Source organism: Wenjunlia tyrosinilytica (assembly GCF_014646055.1).
GTDB classification, from domain to species: domain Bacteria; phylum Actinomycetota; class Actinomycetes; order Streptomycetales; family Streptomycetaceae; genus Wenjunlia; species Wenjunlia tyrosinilytica.
Genome location: NZ_BMMS01000010.1, coordinates 55,267 through 72,579, shown reverse-complemented (window position 1 = coordinate 72,579; position 17,313 = coordinate 55,267). Strand labels below are relative to the sequence as shown.

Sequence of the window (17,313 nt, the reverse complement as noted above, 5' to 3'; positions counted from 1 at the left end):
GGTTCCTGGGAGCGAGGTCCCGTCGAGGTCCCGATTCGCGCCCGGGCGGGACGCCCGGTCAGACGCCCAGACCGGCGTCGCGCGCCCGTACGGTCGCCTCGGTGCGGTCGGTGACCTGGAGTTTGGTGAACACGTGCGACACGTGGTTGCGCACGGTCTTCTCCGACAGCACCAGCTCGCGCGCGATACGGCGGTTGGTGTATCCGCGGGCGAGCAGGTCGAGGATCTGGCGCTCGCGTTCGGTGAGTTGGGGAAAGGCGGCACGGCCGGGCAGGTCGTGCACGGCGGAGAAGTATCCGCTGAGCCGGGCGGCCACGGCGGAGCTGAAGACCGCCCCGCCCTCGGCGACGGTGCGCACCGCCCGAAGGAGTTCCTCGCGCGGTGTCCCCTTGACGAGGTAGCCGTGCGCCCCGGCACGTATGGCCGCCACCACCGCGTCGTCCTCGTCCGACATGGAGACGATCAGCACCCGCGGGGCGGTGGTGCCCGGCGGGGCCTCGGTGATCAGCGCCCGGGTGGTCTCGATCCCCGAGCGGCCGGGGAGCAGGAGGTCCATCAGGACGACGTCGGCCGCCATGTCGGGGCTGCGCAGGGCCGGCACCGCCTCCTCGCCCGTGGACGCCTCCCCGACGACCTCCAGGTCGTCGGCGTCCTCCATCGCCAGGCGGACCCCGGCGCGGAAGAGCGGGTGGTCGTCGACGAGGAAGACCCGCACGCTCATGCGCGCCCCCGCGGCAGCACGGCGCGTACGAGGGTTCCGGGCCGGGCGTCGGGCCGCGGCAGCAGGGCGAAGTGCCCTCCGGCCTCGTGCGCGCGGCGCGCCATGGACGCCAGCCCCGTGCCGCGGCCGCGTCGGCAGCCGGGGGACGGCCCGATGCCGTCGTCGAGCACATCGAGGACCAGGGTCCCGCCCTCGACCTCCAGGCGTACCGTCACGGTGCTGGCGCCGGAGTGCCGCAGGACGTTGGCCAGGCCCTCCGAGGCGATGCGGTAGGCGGCCAGCTCGGTCGTGCACGACAGGTCCAGCGGATGGTCGGGGACCTCCGCGGTGACCGCCACGGCCGGGCTGTCCAGCCGGGCGGCCAGTCTCCGTAACGCGACCGGCAGCCCCGCGTCCTCGAGGTCGGGCGGCCGAAGGTCGTCGATGATGCGCCTGATCTCCTCCACCGTGCGGGCCGTCTCGGCGGCGGCGTGGAGGACCAGGCGCCGCGCGGTCGGCTCATGGGCGAGCCGGGCCGCCGCGCTGTCGAGCACCAGGCGGACGCCGGCCAGGGTCGCCCCGAGGCCGTCGTGCAGGTCCCGGCGCAGGCGGCGGCGCTCCTCCTCCCGGGCGGCGGTGCGCGCGGCGACGGTGCGGTCGCGCAGCCGGGCCGGCAGCGCGCGCTCGATCAATGAGGCCATCAGGCCGGGCCGGAACCGGGGCAGCGCCGCGTCGGCGCAGATGTCCTTGCGCGCCGCGTCCGCCGTCCACCCGGTCGCTTTCAGCCTGTTCCTGACGTACGTGTAGTGCAGCCCCCGTAGTTTCGTCATGTCTCCCCCGTGATATTGCTCCGAGCCCGACGGTAGGCCGGAATCCGCCCAAACGGAGGGCCAGATTCGGCCGTTACAACCCAGCCTGTCCATGGATATCCACTCGGCAAACCGGGGTCAACCAGAATATTTTCCCCGCCCACCGCCGGAGGCTGAGATCGCACTGCTGCTCGAAACGGCCACTAAAGGGACACGTGAACAGCTCATATGGTTGCTCCGGCATCAATTCATGAAATGCAGCGATCCCCGACCGGACTCTCACTCGAAAGTGGGATGAAGGTCGCCATTTCCTCCACTGCCCACCCGATCGAGGGGGTGCTGCTTTCATTTCTTGACGGCTGGAACGCACGACATCCACGGCGGAGGAAGCGAGGGTCTTCCACTGCCGCGGTGTTCACCGATCCGAAACACCACTGGCCGAATCGCGGCCCGGTGGAACCCGCGGAGGGCATCCGGAAACGCCGATCAGGCGCGCGACCATATCGGCGGTACAGCCATAGCGGCGCCACGGCCATAGTGGCGGTACAGGATGGGCGTCGGTCAGGTGGCCCGCCGGGCCCGGGCGCCACGCACCTCGAGCTCGGCGAGCAGTCTTCGGGTGGCCTCGGTCACCGCGTCGACCGCCTGGTCGAACGCCACGCGGTTGTGGGCAGCCGGGGCGCGAAAGCCCGAGACCTTGCGGACGTACTGCAACGCCGCCGCCCGGATGTCGTCGTCCTCCACCTGCTCCGTCATCGGCGGACGGAGGGTCTTGATGCTTCGGCACATGCCTCCAGTGTGCGCCAAGGGTCCGACAGCCCGCCCCCCGCTGCGGGAGGGCCTCGGCCCGCCGCCGCAGCGGCCCGCGGCGGGCGCCGTCCGCCGCACAGGTCGCAGTGCTCCGGCAGGTCCTTCGGGTCGGCCCCGTCGGGCCTGCGCACGGTGTGGCCGGGCGGCGGCTGCACCCCGTCGGCGAGCCGGCCCTCCAGCGCGGTGAAGGCGGCGCGGTTGCCAGGGCACGAGCGGGCGCAGCCGGTGGGGGAAGCTGTCGACGAGCGAGTCCACGTGGGTGCCGTCCTCGACGCGGTAGCAGCGGAAGAGCCCGCCGCGGCCCGCCCGGCGCACCATGGACGCGTACACGTCGGAGTCCCGGCGGATGGGCAGCAGGACGTCGAGCGTGCCGTTCACGGTGATCAGGGGCCCGCTGGTGCCGCGCTCCGGGAACGCGCGGGCGGTCGAGCCGTGCGCAGTGCCCGTCGTGGGCGGCGGGCTTCGCCGAAGCGGTGGGGGCGGTCTCGGCGAAGACCAGAAGAAAGCCGTCGCGGTCGGCGAGGGCGGGCAGCCCGGAGTGGTCCGCGTAGTCCTGTGCGCTCTGGGTGCAGCCGTGCAGGGCGACGACGACGGCGGGGTTCGCGGGCAGGGAGGCCGGGCGGTGGACGTACGTGTTGAGGTCGCCGGGGTTGTCCCCGAAGCCGGTGACCTTGACGAGGGGGACGGCCCCGGCGGCGGGTGCCGGTGCGGCGTGGGCCGGGCCGGGAGCGCCGACCGGGAAGCGGTCGCCGTGGCCGCGGCGACGGCCAGGAGCGCCGCGGCGAGGAGGCGGGCGAGCCTTCGCCGCCACAACCGGATTCCGGGTGAGCCGACGTCCCTGTCTTCTCTGCGCGGCGGCGTCACTGTCGCCTCCTCGTCGCGGCGGCCATGGAGCCGCCCCGGCTCCATGGCCGCAGAAGCTGGTGACGGCGGATCGGGCGGCCTACGGGGTGCCCGCACCGCAATCGGATGCCGGGGCGTGTGGCGGCGGTCGGGTCCGGCGGGGTGCCGGGGGGCTCAGGCGGCGCGCCCGGACCTCCACTGCCGCAGGAGGAGCAGGACGGCGGATGCCCCGAAGAGCGCGGCGGTGATCAGCAGCCAGCGCTCCCGGAACACGTTGGGCGACAGGCCGGTGGAGGAGGCGTAGGGGGCCGAGCGGGAGAGGATGAGCGGGTACCACACCAGCAGGAGCAGTCCGGAGATGAACGCGGGTACGCGGACGTGGTTGAGGGCTCGCGGCGGTACGGCGCCGAGGGCGCGGTCGGCGGCGCAGTACAGGGGCAGGAGCACCAAGTCGTGCAGGACGGCCGCGCCGAAGAGCCAGACGGCGACCTCCATGGCCTCGCTCTCGAACAGCCGCACTCCCGCGTAGGCGGTGAGGGCGAAGGAGGCCGACGCGAGGAGCAGGTGCAGCGGGGAGGCGCCGTACAGGCGCCGGAACCGGTTCACGCGGGCCCCCGGAAGGTCAGCCGGGTCACCCATTTGGTGTTGTGGACACCGGGGTTGGCCGGAACGATGATCCGCGCGGGGTATCCGTGGTCCGGGGAGAGGTCGGCCCCGTTGACCCGCAGGGCCAGCAGGGAGCGGGAATCGCGGACCTGGTTGTCGCGCAGCACCGTCGAGCGGAACGAGCCGTGGCGCTGGACGGACTCGACGAAAACGGCGGGCGCCGCGCCGCGCAGCCCGACGAGCGCGGCGAGGTCGGTGAGCCGCACGCCGCTCCAGTGCTGGTCGTCGGTGGACCAGCCCTCCACGCAGGCGATGGGCAGGGCGGCGGTGTGCTGCGGCAGCGCCATCACCCGATCACGGGTCAGGACGGTCTCGCGGCCTGCGGCGCGCACGGTCAGCCGCCAGTCCGGGCCGATGTCCCGGGCGCGCACGCCGACGCTCGCCGCGGTCTTGTTGATCTGGAAGCCGCCCGGCCCCGAGCCGGGATCGCGCCCGTGCGGGGCGAGCAGGGCGGTACCGCGCAGCGGCCCGCCGATGCTCTGTCCGGCGGTCACCGCGAACAGGGCCAGTGAGCCGGCGCCGATCATGCCCAGCAGGCCGCGGCGGGACATCGTCGGTGCGGCGGGGCGGGCAGGGACCAGGCCGGTGCCGTCGAGCGGCTCGGGTTCGGTGCGCTCGGCGGGGACGCGCAGCTCGGTGCGCAGGCGCCGGGCGCGCAGCGACCGGACGGTCGGGCCGAGCCGGAAGGCGACATGGACGACGAAGGCCGCCATGAACACCCACGCGCCGTAGAAGTGGAGGGTGTAGAAGGAGCCGGGGAAGACGTAGTGCAGCTGGATGTTGAGCACGCCGGTGGCGAACTCGAAGAGCACACTGCCGACGAGCAGGAGCAGCGACAGCCGCTCGACGGCGTGGCCGGGCGAGCGCAGCGGCGGCCAGGCGAACAGCTTGGGGATGACGGACCACAGCTTGGCGAGCAGTACCGGGACCAGGGCGACGCCGAGGGTGACGTGGATCCCCTGGGTGAGCCGGTAGAGCCAGGGCGGGTCGGTGGGCCAGGGGAAGAGATAGAACCCGAGCACCCCCTTGCCGGGCGTCTGGTCGTTGACCGCGGCGAGGTCGGGATTGTAGGCGGCGTAGGAGAGCAGCCCGGTGACGAAGAGGACGGTGATCCCGAACAGGAGCACCGTCCCGAGCACGGCGGTCAGCCACGGCCCCCGCAGGGGGCTGCGCCAGAACTCCGGCCGGGTGGGCCCGGGCGGCGGGCGGCGGCCGGTGGCCGCGGGGGCGAGGACCGGCGCGCCCACGCCGTCCCGCCGTGGCGGCGTGTTGCCGCCGCCTTGCTCCTTCTCGGGTTCGCGGGGTGGTGTGCCGGTCATCTGGATCCTCGCTGGTCGCCGGGGGCGGGGGCTTGCCTCGGGACACGCTAGGACGCCGACCGGCTCGTCAGGGGCCTGCGGCCGGTGACGAAACCCTTACGTCGCTCCTCCGCCTCATCAGGACTCGCCGAAGAGCTTCAGCAGCTCGGCCCTGGCCAGCATCCGCGCGGTCTCCACCGCCGACGGCCGGCCCGCTGCGGGGTCGGCGCCGCCGTCGAGCAGGGCGCGCACCACCTCGTCCTCGCCCTTGAAGACCGCGCCCGCGAGGGGGGTCTGGCCGCGGTCGTTGGCCCGGTTGGGGTCGGCGCCCCGCTCCAGCAGGGCCGTCACCGCGGCCGCGTGCCCGTGGTAGGCCGCCAGCATCACCAGCGTGTCGCCCCGATCGTTCGTCAGGTCGGCGGGTACCCCGGCGTCGACGTACGCGGCCAGGGTCTGCGCGTGCCCCTGCCGGGCGAGGTCGAACACCTTGGCGGCCAGTTGCAGGACCTCCGGGTCGTGTGCGTGCTCTTCCGACGTGTGCTTCGAATCGCTCATCGTCCCAGCCCTACTTCCGCGGTCACGTCCGCCGTTGCGTCGGCCCTGTCGTTCCGCCGCGGGCACCGGGAAGGTCTCCCGCGGCGTGAACGCGTACTCCGTCGGCCCATCCTCGCGCAGACGCGGCGACCGCTCCTCGGCCCGCGCCGCATCCGGGCGATGCCCCACCCGTTCCCACCACGGCGCGATGGCCGCCTCGTCCACCCCGGCGCGGCCACGTGCGCTTCTCACGCGGAGTTCGCGGTGCCGCCGTACCGCGCCCTCCTCTCGTGCACACCCCGCCTCCCGTGCACACCCCGCCGCGCACCGCGTCCGCGCACGTCGGGATCCTGACCCACGGTAGTGATTTATTACGAAAATCACCTATTTGCCACTTTCCGGACTCGCTACTTCCTGTGAGCATGGAAGAACCCTCGGTGATCAGTCCCCACCCACAGGAGATAACCCCATGATTCTCTCCATCTCGGGCGTCGTCCTGCTCGGCGTCATTGCCTTCCTCTTCTTCCGGAAGGACGGCCTGAAGCTCTCGCATGCCGTCGTGTGCTCCCTGTTCGGCTTCTACCTCGCCGGTACGGCGATCGCGCCCGGCATCAAGGCGGGCGGGGCGAGCCTGGCCAGCATGCTCGGCGGCATCAAGATCTAGGCCGCCCACCACCACAGGGCCCGGACGCGGACTCCCCACCGCCCCGGGCCCATCGCCATTGCGCGACAGCGGCGCCGACCGCGCCGAGCGCGCCGCCGCAACAGCCCGTCACCCGGCACCCGTCACCCACCCCCGTCCCCACCTGGACCCCGACAAGCCCCCACCGGACAGGACAGCCCCAAGGAGCTTCCCGTGGCCCGGCGCCTCCGCCCCCAGCCCCCGCGCGGCCCGCACCTGGAACGGGCCCGCGCCGCCCTCACCCGCGCCGCCCTCACCCGCCGGCGCGCCGACGCCGCGAACGCCGCCGCGAACGCCGCCGACCACGCCACCGATGTCCTCCAGCCCGTCATCACCGTCGCCCGCGGACTGCGCCGCCAGACCACCTGGCTGCGCGCGTGGTGGACCCGCACCCCCGCCGAGCGGCGCACACCGATGATCTTCCTCGGCCTCGCCGCGGTCGCCGCCCTCACCCTCATGCCCCACGGCCCGCTCATCGCGCTCGTCGGCGCCATGGGAGCCGCCGCCTGGGCCGGACGCGAACGCGCCCCGCGCCACAGCGGCCCCAGCGAGGCCGCACTCACCAGACTGCGCAGCCTCTACGAAGCCCTGGTCCCGGCCTTCGGCGACCCCAACGACCCCCAGCCGCTCTACACCCGCGACGGCACATGGCACAACGTCCTCACCGACCATGCCTTCGACGCCGAAGACCGGCTCGTCCACCTGAAGCTGCGCTACCCCGCCTACTTCCCCGACCACGACCCGGCGGCGCGCTCCCGCGTCGAGCAGCTCCTGCACGCCAAGACCGGACGCGGCCGCGAATACCGCTTCGTGTGGAACGAGGAGGACAACCACCTCCTGCTCACCGCACTGCCCCCGCTGCCCACCGACATCCCCGCCCAGCGCTTCGTCACCGGACCCGGCGAGACCGTCCTCGGCTTCACCGACGCCGAATCCACCCGGCGCACCACCCCCGTCGTCACCGACTCCGGCGCCACCCGCCAGGCACCACCGCTGATCTGGCGCACCGGCCCCCGCTCCACCGAGCCCCACCTGCTGGCCCTCGGCCACCCCGGCTGCGGCGCCACCACCCTGCTGCGCTCCCTCGCCCTCCAGGCCCTCCACCACGGCGACGTCGTCGTCATCGACGGAAGCGGAAGCGGCGAGTACGCGTGCCTGTCCGGGCGCCCCGGCGTCCTCGCCGTCGAGAGCGGACTCACCGGAGCCGTCGCCGTCCTCGAATGGGCCGCCCACGAGACCGAGCGCCGCCTGATCGCCGTCAACCGCGCCCGCCAGGACGGCCACCCCGTCCCCGGCGACGCCCGCCGCCCCCTGTGGATCATCGCCGACCGCCCCACCGCGCTCTCCCAGCTCGCCGCGCCCGAAGGCCGCACCGACCCGCAGACCCTGCTCACCACCCCGCTGCGCCACGGCCGCGCCGCCTGCGTCACCGTCGCCGTGGCCGACACCCTCGAATCCGCGGCCGACCTCGCCCCCGCCGTGACCCTCAACACCCGCGCCCGCGCCGCCCTCGGCGCGCTCACCGCGCAGGAGGCCGCCGAGATCCTCGGCGCCCCCGCCCCCAGCACCCCGACACCGGACACCCCGCCCGGTCGCGGATACGCCAGGTTCGGCGCGGGCCGCCCGCTGCGGCTCCAGGTCCCGCACACCCCGGACCCCCACGACGAGGAGACCAGCGACGCCCGGCGCCGGGCCGTCCTGGACCTGCTCCCCGGCGCCGCCCCGCCCACCCGTACCGCCCCGGTCGCCCGCCCACCCGGCGGCCCCTTCACGGGAGCCACGCCCGCCCACGGCCCCGTCCCCACCGCTCAGGCGACGAACACCTCGCCCTCCACGTCCGCGGCGCCGCCCGCCTGAACCATCCGCGCCGCCGCCGCCAGCCGCGCAACCGCCTCCCCGGACACCTCCTCACCCACCGTCAGCGGCAGCCGCAGATACGGCTCGAACGCCCCGTCCACCCCGAACCGCGGACCCGACGCCACCATGACCCCGACCCGCTCCCCCGCCACCGCCAGCCGCGGACCCGAGACCCCGTCCGTGCGCACCCACAGCGTCAGCCCGCCCGACGGCACCGTGAACTCCCACCGCGGCAGCGTCCGCCGCAACGCCGCCACCAGCGCGTCCCGGTTCCCCCGCACCCGCTCGCACTGGAATCGCGTGACCTCCTCGCGGTACCGCGTCAGCAGCCTCAGCGTCACCAGCTGCTCCAGCACCGGAGTGCCCAGATCCACATAGGTGCGCTCCGCCGCCATCCGCCGCACCAGGGACGGCGACGCCCGCACCCACCCGATCCGCAGGCCTCCCCAGAAGACCTTGCCGGCCGACCCCACCGTCACCACCGTGCTGCCGCCCCGGTCGAACGCCGCCATCGGGCGCGGCATCCGCAGCCCCGGCTCCATCGCCAGGTCCACCATCGTCTCGTCCGCCACCACCACCGTGCCCGCCGCCCGCGCCTGCCCGACCAGTTCGCGGCGCTGCTCCTCCCCGACGAGGACCCCGGTCGGATTCTGGAAGTCGGGCACCACATAGGCCAGCCGCGGCACCGCGTCCCGAAGGACCCGCCGCCACGCCTCCAGGTCCCACCCCCGCGCGCAGATGCCCACCGGCACCCGGCGGGCACCGGCCCGCTCCAGCATCATCAGCACATTGGCGTAGCTCGGCGCCTCCACCGCCACCCGGTCCGCCTGCCCGATCAGCATCCGGAAGACCAGGCCGAGCGCGCTCATCGCGCCTCCGCCGGTCACCAGGATCTGCTCCGGCATCGTCGGCACCCCGCGCCCGGTGAACCGGGCGGCCAGCGCTTCCCGCAACGCAGGCAGCCCCGCCTGGTAGTGGCCGTGCGCCCCGCAGTACGCGCCCAGGTCCTCGACCGCCTCCCGCGTCGCCCGCGTCATCCACGGCTGCGGGGCGGGCAGCGAGGCGGTCCCCAGGTCGATCATCCGGGCCGCCTGCTCCGCCGACAGCGGCCGCAGCCCGGCCGTCGGCACGGGGTGGCCCTCCGGCAGCGCCGTCCAACTCCCCGCGCCCCGCCGCGAGGCGAGATAGCCCTCGCCCCGCAGGGCCTCGAACGCCGCCGCCACCGTGGTCCTGCTCACCGCCAGCGCCGCCGCGAGCTCACGCTCCGCGGGCAGCCGCGTGCCCACCGGAAGCCGCCCCTCCGCCACCAGCAGCCGGATGCCCCCGGCCAGGGACCTGTACGCCGGTCCCGGCGCCGACAGGCACTGCGGGCCCAACAGCCGCGCCAGCCGCGGGGCCGCCACCGTCGATGTCCACTCGGGCACAAGAACCAGTCCACCCTTCCCCGATTGGCCATGGAGCGCTCCGCGCACCATGCCACACAGTGGCATGTACCAGGCCAACCGCGTCAAGGGCGCCTTGTCCACTCCCGCGGAGCGCCCGCGGCCCCCGACGAAAGGACCGTCCTTGCTCCCCGCCCGCCGCCTCGTCCAGCTCTGCGTCGGACTCGTCCTCTACGGCGCGAGCGCCGCCCTGCAACTGCGCGCCGCCCTCGGCCTGGACCCGTGGGACGTCTTCCACCAGGGCGTCACCGAGCACTCGGGGCTGTCCATCGGCACGGTCTCGATCATCACCGGCGCCGCGGTCCTGCTGCTGTGGATACCCCTGCGCCAGCGCCCCGGTGCGGGCACGGTCTCCAATGTCTTCGTCATCGGCCTGGCGATGGACGCCACGTTGCACCTGGTGCCCGCGATCGAGCGCCTCGCCGTGAGAATTCCGCTCCTGCTGTTCGCGATCGCCCTCAACGGCGTGGCGACCGGCCTCTACATCTGCGCGAAACTGGGACCGGGGCCGCGCGACGGGCTGATGACCGGACTCCACCGCCGCACCGGCCGCTCCGTCCGCCTGGTCCGCACCGGCATCGAAGTGACGGTTCTCACTGCCGGCTTCCTGCTCGGCGGCAATGTGGGCGTCGGCACCGTCGCCTACGCGCTGGCCATCGGGCCGCTCGCGCAGTTCTTCCTGCGCCTGTTCGCCATCCCCGAGCCCACCGCCGCGGCGGGGCCCGCCCCCTTCCCCGCGGCCCCTGACCGGCCATCCCCCGCCGCGGCTTCCCCGATCCCTTCCATTGCGCCCTGTCCGGCCGGTCCTGTGGCCGACCTTGAGGCGCACGCGATACGGTCCGCCGACACTCGGCGTGTAAGGGCCGCGGGAACGGGGGACGAGTTGGCTGGGAGCGAAGCCGGCACGGGCACGATTTAGGGGTTAAGGGTGCGGGCGGGTAGTGTACGCGTTTGGCCCGCCGGATGGACCGTTACTGCACGTATCAGAGGGCAAAACTCTGGGTGATATCTCGTGCCAGGTGTGACAAAACGGGCGACGGTGGGTAGTAACAGGGCGGCACGACGGGCGACGCATGTTCCGAAACGGGAATCTTCACCGCCGACCGGACGTTGACCGGATGACGACGACAGTGACGACTGTCCTGTGGGCGACAAGCCCGGGAGGCACGATTCATGAGTGAGCGAGCTCTCCGCGGCACGCGACTCGGCGCCACCAGCTACGAGACCGACCGCGGTATCGACCTGGCGCCTCGCCAGACCGTGGAATACGCGTGCGTGAACGGCCATCGATTCGAGATGCCGTTCTCGGTGGAGGCCGAGGTACCGCCGCAGTGGGAGTGCCGTGCGTGCGGCGCGGAAGCCCTGCTGGTCGACGGTGACGGCCCTGAGGAGAAGAAGACGAAGCCGGCGCGTACCCATTGGGACATGCTGATGGAACGGCGCACGCGTGAGGAGTTGGAGGAAGTCCTGGCCGAGAGGCTGGCCATCCTGCGCTCCGGCGGCATCAACCTCGCGGTTCATCCGCGAGACAACCGCAAGTCCGCCTGAGGGTAGGCGGACGGCCCGCGCCCACGCGGGCCCAGTTCTCCCGGGTCGCGGCGCAATCCCCCCCTGCGCTGCGGCCCGGGTCATTTTTGCGCCCGGACCCGCCCCGGCCCTCGCCGGACCGGCTCAACTCCCGTCCGGGTCCCGGTCCACGACCTCACCCTGGACGACCTTCCCGTCCGGCCGGTGGATCCTGGCCTGCTGGTACGCCTCCCCCACCGGCCCCGCCGTCGCCAGACGGCTCGTGGGCAGCACCTTGCGGATCAGCGCCTGGACCGGCGGCAGGATCAGCAGCAGCCCCAGCGCGTCCGAGGCGAACCCCGGCAGCATCAGCAGTGCCCCACCGAGCATCGACAGCCCCGCGCCCGACGACCCCGTGGCGGACGACGACCCCGTGGCGCCCGACGACCCGCCCCGTCGGCCGGAGGCCGCACCCCCGCCGTCACCGGAGGGCCCACCCGAGTGGGCACCCTCGGCCGGACCCGGAGGCTGGAACGCCTCCGTCAGCCCCCGCCAGGCCCGCACCCCCGCCCGTTTGACCACCACGGCGCCGACGACGAAGCCCGCCGCCAGCAACAGCAGCACCAGGCCCGCGCTCGTCGCCCCGGCCACCACCGTCAGAAGCCAGACCTCCAGCACCACCCAGGCGGCCACGGCCAGGGGTACGACGACGCGCGCACGCGAGCGCCTGCGCCGGGGCGGCTGCTGATGTGCCTGCGGGATGTCGGGGCTGACCATGAACCAATTGTGCCTGGCGCTCAGCGACGGGTGTCGCGCCGCCCCATGACCCGCTGGACCCGGTCCCCCACACCCCAGGCGGCCACCCGCCACACCGCCTCGGCAACGATGTCCCGGCTCATCTTGCTGTCGCCGCGCTCACGCTCCACGAAGGTGATCGGCACCTCGACGACCTTGTAGCCGGTCGCCAGCGCCCGACGGGTCAGGTCGATCTGGAAGCAGTAGCCCTGCGAGGCGACGTCGTCCATGCCCAGACCCAGCAGGGTCTCCTTGCGGAAGGCCCGGTAGCCCGCCGTGACATCCCGCGTCGGGACACCCAGCAGAAGACGCGAATACGTGCTGCCGCCCCGGGAGAGCATCTCGCGGGACTTGGGCCAGTTGACCACCCGCCCCCCGGTCACCCACCGCGAGCCGATCGCCAGGTCCGCGTTCTTCAGCGCCGTCAGCAGACGGGGCAGCTCCTCCGGCTGGTGGGAACCGTCGGCGTCCATCTCGCACAGCACGTCGTAGCCGTTGTCGATACCCCAGTGGAACCCGGCCAGATACGCCGCACCCAACCCCTCCTTGCCCTTGCGGTGCAGGACATGCACATGATCGTCATCATGCGCCAGACCGTCGGCGAGCTTGCCCGTGCCGTCGGGGCTGTTGTCGTCGGCCACCAGGACATGCGCCTGCGGCACGGCCGAGCGTACGCGGGCAACGATCGGTTCGATGTTGTCGGCCTCGTTGTAGGTGGGGATGATCACCAACACCTTGCCGAGCGGACCATGAGCCCGCTGCCCGACGTCGTTCACGCTTGCCCCTTCTGTTCGGCGCGCCCCCGCCGGACGCGGATCAATTCCGCGGCGCAGGCGAGGAGTCCCAAGATACTTACCGCCCACTCCGGGAACTCGCCGACGCGATCGGCGAGCGTCTTTTCATCCCGTAGAGGGAGCCGTGCGGACAGGACGTCCTGCGTGAACTCGCGAGTGCGCTGCTCGACGGTGCCGTCCGGGGCCACAACGGCACTGATGCCGCTGGTGGCCGCGGTGACGACCGCCCGGCCGTGCTCGACCGCACGCAGCCGGGACATCGCCAACTGCTGCTCCGGCTGCCCGGTACGGCCGTAGGTCGCGTTGTTCGTCTGGACGACGATGGCCCGCCCGCCGGCGTTGACCGTGTCCCGGACGATCTCGTCGTAGGCGATCTCGAAACAGATGACGTCACCGAGCCGGGCCGGACCGACCTGGAGCACACCGTCGTGCGTACCGTGCCAGAAGTCCCGCGGAATCCGGTCGAGCCGCGTGATCACCTTGCTCAACGCCTCGCGGAACGGCACATACTCACCGAAGGGAACCGGGTGCTGCTTGGTGTAGCTCGCCCCGGGACCGGTCACCGGGTCCCACACGATGCCGTTGTTCCGCACATGCTTGTCGTCCGGCCCGTCCACGAGCGCGCCCACGAGGATCGGGACACCCACGGCCTTGACGGCCCGTTCGATCCGCGCACGCGCCGCGGGGGTCCGGAACGGGTCCAGGTCCGAGGAGTTCTCCGGCCAGATGACCAGATCCGGCTTGCGGACCCGACCCGCCTCGATGTCGTCGGCGAGATCCAGCGTGGCCTTCACATGGTTGTTCAGGATGAGCATCGGACGGCCGAGGAAATCGACACCAGCCCTCTGCACATTGCCCTGAACCACCGCGATGTCCACCGAGTCCGCCGCCGCCGTGTGCACCGGCACCGCGTACCCGCACAGCAGGACCGCGCAGAACAGCCCCGCGGCCACCACCGCCCGCACACTCGGCAGCCCCCTGCGCCGATGGACGACCACAGCGGCGACCAGCATGCCCGCCAGCGCCACCGCGAACGTCACCAGCGGCGCGCCACCGAGCGCGGCCAGCGGCGTGAACGGGCTGCTGGTGTTCGCGAAGGCCAGCCGCCCCCACGGGAAGCCGCCGAACGGAACCCGGTCGCGCGCCCACTCCTCGGTCACCCACAGGCAGGCGCCCCACATCGGCCACCCCGGCAGACGCGAGGTGAGACTGAGCCCGGCACCGAGCGGCACGAAGAACAGGGACTGGATCAGGGCCAGGCCGAAGGTGGCGTCGAGGCCGACGACCCTCAACCACAGCAGCAGCCAGAAGAAGAACGGAAGCCCGAAGGCGAAGCCGAGCCACGCCCCCTGGCGCGGCGTCCGGTCACGGGTGAGCAGGCTCAGCGCCGCGACCGAGAAGATCGACAGCGGCCAGACCCCGTACGGCGGGAACGCGGCCGCCAGCGCCAGGCCCGCGCCCGCGGCGAGAGCGGAACGAGGGGCGGCCGCACGCGCCGCCGATGCGAGGCGCCGCCGCCTGCTCGGCCGCTGGGCGGCACCGCCCGGGTCGCCGCCGCGGGCGGTCGCGACGCCCACTCGGGAACCGTCGGCCGCTCCCTCCGGGGCGGAGGCGACGGTGGGGGTGTCGGGTCGCGGATGCACGCTCTGGGGCCTTCCAGGTTTCGCGGTTCGTGTGGTGACCGTACAACGTGCGAAGGGGTTCGATCGCGCCCAGGTGTTCACCGCCGAGGGGCGGCCGGTGCCGGGACCTGCGGATCGGCCTCGTGAGCGGCTTCCCGGGACCAGGACGAGGCCGTGGGGGCCCGCGAGGAGAACGATTCCCGGTCCGGGACCGGCCGAAAGGCATCTCCGGAACAGCCACCGTGGCCGACCGGGGCCGGTGGGCCCACCGACGGGGCCGGCAGAGTCCTGGCCCAAGCCGCTGCCGGCCGCGCCACGAGCGCGACGGACAGCGCACCGGACAGCGCGACGGACAGCGCGACGGAACAGCGCCGGAAACAGCGCCGGACAGCGCGGCGGATAGGGACCCGGACACCCTTCGGGCCGACCTGGAACCCGCTGGCTGCGGATCGACCTAGAGCCGTTGTCTACTGAGCGTCCGGGCCCCACCCGGGTCGCACCTGCCGACCGGGACCCGCTGGCCACACTCCCGTTCCGCGGGCGCTGGACCTGGCTCCCAATGGCGGCGCGTCTGCCTGGCGCGCCGCCTGTGGCCCAGGCGCGGTCACGGAGCGCGAGGAGGTTCCCCGGCCGGACGTCCTGTGGTGGACTGCGCCGAACCTACTCGCCCGCGCCCATCGCCTGTCAACAGTGGTCCTACCTGCACGAATGCGGGATATCAGCAGGTCAGTGCGGTGCCGCAGAGATCACTACGACAGGCCGAGTGGGCTTCGTTCGGCCGTATCGGCGCGCCGAGGATCACTCGTTCGGCGCCGTGTGGACCACGACTCCGGCCACCACCGTGCACAGCAGGCGGGGCAGCTCGCGCCCGGGAGTGAGGTCGGGCAGGCCGGGGGTCCCGGAGCGCGGGTCGGTGGACCAGTTGGCCACCCGGGTGTCGGGGGCCTGGACGACCAGGTCCTCGGTCTCCCACACCGCGTAGTGCGCGGGGGCACCCGGGACGAGCGTTCCGGTGTCGTCGTGCCCCACGGCCCGCCAGCCGCCCCGGGTGTGGGCGGTGAAGGCGGCCCGCACCGAGATCCGGTGCTCGGGCGTGCGGTGGAACGCCGCGGCGCGCACGCTCCCCCACGGGTCGAGCGGGGTGACGGGCGAGTCCGAGCCGAGGGCCACGGGCACCCCGGCCCGCAGGAGGGCGGCGAAGGGGTTGAGGGTCCGCGCCCGCTCCACGCCCAGGCGCTCCGCGTACATACCGTCCTCACCGCCCCACGCGGCGTCGAACGCGGGCTGGACGGACGCGGTCAGGCCCAGCTCGGCGAAGGACGCGACGGTCTCGGGGGTGAGCATCTCGGCGTGCTCGACGCGGTGGCGGGCCGCGCGGAACCGGGCGAGGCCGAGGCGTTCGGCGGCCCTGCGCGCCCCTTCCACGACGGTGGCGAGCGCGGCGTCGCCGATGGCGTGGAAGCCGCCCTGCAACCCCGCCTCGGTGCCGGCGGTGAAGTGGTCGGCGATGGCGTCGGCGTCGAGGTAGGCGGTGCCGGTGTGCCCGTCGGTGTCGGCGTAGGGCTGGTGCAGGCACGCGGTGCGGGAGCCGAGCGAGCCGTCGGCGAACAGGTCGCCGGCCGCGCCCGCCGCGCCGAGATCGCGGAGGCGCTCGAGTGCCTTGGCATCGCCCGGGACGAGCGCCTCGGCCCAGTAGCCGTGCACCTGCGGGCCGGGGGTCCGGGAGGCCAGGCCGAGCAGGCCGGTGAAGTCGTCCTCGGAGGAGATGTCGGGACCGGCGCACTCGTGGACGGCGGCGATGCCCAGGGAGGCGGCGTGGCGCAGCGCGGTCCGCTGGGCGTCGAGCCGCTGCCGGGCGGTGACGGCGGCGTGGGCGGCGCGGCGTGCGGCGTGGTGGGCGTCGCGGGTGAGGGTCCCGTCGGCCTCGTTGCCCGGCAGTCCCCCGATACCCGGCACCTCGGCGAGCAGGGCGCCGGAGACGGCCGCGGAGTGCATGTCGGTGCGGGTGAGGTAGACCGCGCGGCCGGGTGCCGCGGCGTCGATCTCCTCACGGGTGGGGGCCCGGTGCTCCGGCCAGCGGGCGCTGTCCCAGCCGTGGCCGAGGACCACCCGGTGGCCGGGGTGGGCCCTGGCGTGGTCGGCCAGCCGGGCGAGCGCGTCCGCGAGGGAGGGGCTGCCGGTCAGGTCGAGTCCGCCCAGTGCCAGCCCGGTGGCGGTGGTGTGCACATGGGCGTCGGTGAAGGCGGGCGTGACCAGGGCGCCCCGCAGTTCCACGGTCTCGTCGACGGCGTCGAGGTACGAGACCGCGGCGGCGTCCGAGCCGATCCAGGCGACCTGACCGTCCTGGACGACCATCGCGGTCGCGAAGGGGTCGGCGGGGCTGTAGACGCTGCCGCCCCGCAGCAGGACGGTCCGGGACTCACGCTCGCTCATGGGCACAAACGCTACGTGAGCGGCGGCCGCGCCTCGTAGGGGGTGCTCAGGACGATCGTCGTACGCGTGGAGACACCGGCCAGGGTGCGGATACGGGAGAGCAGGTGCTCCAGCTCTCCGGGTGTGCCCACGCGGACCTTGAGGATGTAGTTCTCCTCCCCCGCGACGCTGTGGCAGGCCTCGATCTCATTGATGTCGGAGAGCCGGTCCGGCACGTCGTCCGGCGCACTGGGGTCGAACGGTTTCACCGAGATGAACGCGGTCAGCGGCAGGCCGACGGCCTCGGGGTCGACCATGGCGGCATAGCCGCGGATCACCCCGCGCTGTTCGAGGCGGCGCACCCTCTGGTGCACAGCGGACGTGGACAGGCCAGTGGCCTTGCCCAGGTCGGTGTAGCTCATCCGCCCGTCGGTGACGAGCAGCTGCACGATTTGGCGGTCCAGGTCCTCCACAGCGGATCAACCTACTGCGCCGGACGGGGTCGGCGCACCACAAACGCCGCTTGGGCCCGTTATCTTTGTC

15 protein-coding genes and 2 pseudogenes are annotated in these 17,313 nt (G+C 73.3%); 4 read left to right on the top strand and 13 right to left on the bottom strand.

Features of this window, described 5'->3' with window-relative positions:
- Positions 1-58 precede the first annotated feature (58 nt).
- From IEY86_RS13135 to IEY86_RS38050, 7 genes and pseudogenes are all read right to left on the bottom strand, one after another.
- Positions 59-721, bottom strand: coding sequence for a response regulator (locus IEY86_RS13135; protein WP_189131813.1), 663 nt, complete (start codon positions 719-721; stop codon positions 59-61).
- Entirely contained in the window at positions 718-1,530 is an 813-nt protein-coding gene (locus IEY86_RS13130) for a sensor histidine kinase (protein WP_189131812.1), read from the bottom strand. Before IEY86_RS13130 ends, IEY86_RS13135 begins: the two co-directional genes overlap by 4 nt.
- Before the next feature lie 540 nt (positions 1,531-2,070).
- Complete coding sequence (locus IEY86_RS13125; RefSeq protein WP_189131811.1) at positions 2,071-2,298, bottom strand: DUF2277 domain-containing protein; 228 nt, start codon at positions 2,296-2,298, stop codon at positions 2,071-2,073.
- 1,038 nt (positions 2,299-3,336) lie between these two features.
- Positions 3,337-3,801 (bottom strand): hypothetical protein, encoded by a 465-nt coding sequence (locus tag IEY86_RS13115; RefSeq protein ID WP_189131810.1) that lies wholly within the window; start codon positions 3,799-3,801, stop codon positions 3,337-3,339.
- Positions 3,765-5,147, bottom strand: a complete 1,383-nt coding sequence (locus tag IEY86_RS13110) for a molybdopterin-dependent oxidoreductase (protein WP_189131809.1) — start codon at positions 5,145-5,147, stop codon at positions 3,765-3,767. Before IEY86_RS13110 ends, IEY86_RS13115 begins: the two co-directional genes overlap by 37 nt.
- A gap of 117 nt (positions 5,148-5,264) precedes the next feature.
- Positions 5,265-5,681, bottom strand: coding sequence for an ankyrin repeat domain-containing protein (locus IEY86_RS36415; protein WP_229698388.1), 417 nt, complete (start codon positions 5,679-5,681; stop codon positions 5,265-5,267).
- 63 nt (positions 5,682-5,744) lie between these two features.
- Positions 5,745-5,885: pseudogene (locus tag IEY86_RS38050) on the bottom strand (DUF3291 domain-containing protein); the annotation flags it as partial.
- A 244-nt stretch (positions 5,886-6,129) separates the two neighbouring features.
- Here IEY86_RS38050 and IEY86_RS13100 point away from each other — a divergent pair.
- Together IEY86_RS13100 and IEY86_RS13095 are read left to right on the top strand one after the other, a co-directional pair.
- Positions 6,130-6,324 (top strand): hypothetical protein, encoded by a 195-nt coding sequence (locus IEY86_RS13100; protein WP_189131807.1) that lies wholly within the window; start codon positions 6,130-6,132, stop codon positions 6,322-6,324.
- A 234-nt stretch (positions 6,325-6,558) separates the two neighbouring features.
- Complete coding sequence (locus IEY86_RS13095) at positions 6,559-8,199, top strand: hypothetical protein (protein ID WP_373287016.1); 1,641 nt, start codon at positions 6,559-6,561, stop codon at positions 8,197-8,199.
- On the opposite strand, the gene yczR is transcribed toward IEY86_RS13095, so the two are convergent.
- Entirely contained in the window at positions 8,151-9,674 is a 1,524-nt protein-coding gene (gene yczR, locus IEY86_RS13090; RefSeq protein WP_373287011.1) for a MocR-like transcription factor YczR, read from the bottom strand. The genes IEY86_RS13095 and yczR overlap by 49 nt on opposite strands.
- Before the next feature lie 13 nt (positions 9,675-9,687).
- On the opposite strand from yczR, the pseudogene yczE reads away from it, so the two are divergent.
- Both yczE and IEY86_RS13080 read left to right on the top strand, forming a co-directional pair.
- Positions 9,688-10,380 (top strand): annotated as a pseudogene (gene yczE / locus IEY86_RS13085) (membrane protein YczE); the annotation flags it as partial.
- Positions 10,381-10,814: 434 nt separating this feature from the next.
- On the top strand, positions 10,815-11,189 hold the full coding sequence (locus IEY86_RS13080) for an RNA polymerase-binding protein RbpA (RefSeq protein ID WP_189131804.1): 375 nt from the start codon (positions 10,815-10,817) through the stop codon (positions 11,187-11,189).
- A gap of 123 nt (positions 11,190-11,312) precedes the next feature.
- Here IEY86_RS13080 and IEY86_RS13075 read toward each other — a convergent pair whose 3' ends face one another.
- The 5 genes from IEY86_RS13075 to IEY86_RS13055 all read right to left on the bottom strand — a co-directional run bounded on the left by IEY86_RS13075 (position 11,313) and on the right by IEY86_RS13055 (position 17,243).
- Positions 11,313-11,924, bottom strand: a complete 612-nt coding sequence (locus tag IEY86_RS13075; protein WP_189131803.1) for an FxsA family protein — start codon at positions 11,922-11,924, stop codon at positions 11,313-11,315.
- A gap of 20 nt (positions 11,925-11,944) precedes the next feature.
- Positions 11,945-12,718, bottom strand: a complete 774-nt coding sequence (locus IEY86_RS13070; protein WP_189131802.1) for a polyprenol monophosphomannose synthase — start codon at positions 12,716-12,718, stop codon at positions 11,945-11,947.
- The gene (gene lnt, locus IEY86_RS13065) at positions 12,715-14,313 is read right to left on the bottom strand and encodes an apolipoprotein N-acyltransferase (protein ID WP_229698387.1); all 1,599 of its coding nucleotides are present in this window, start codon (positions 14,311-14,313) and stop codon (positions 12,715-12,717) included. The genes IEY86_RS13070 and lnt overlap by 4 nt, the downstream gene beginning before the upstream one ends.
- A gap of 843 nt (positions 14,314-15,156) precedes the next feature.
- Positions 15,157-16,791, bottom strand: a complete 1,635-nt coding sequence (locus IEY86_RS13060; RefSeq protein ID WP_189131800.1) for an amidohydrolase — start codon at positions 16,789-16,791, stop codon at positions 15,157-15,159.
- A gap of 11 nt (positions 16,792-16,802) precedes the next feature.
- Entirely contained in the window at positions 16,803-17,243 is a 441-nt protein-coding gene (locus IEY86_RS13055) for an Lrp/AsnC family transcriptional regulator (RefSeq protein WP_189131799.1), read from the bottom strand.
- Between the last annotated feature and the right edge of the window lie 70 nt (positions 17,244-17,313).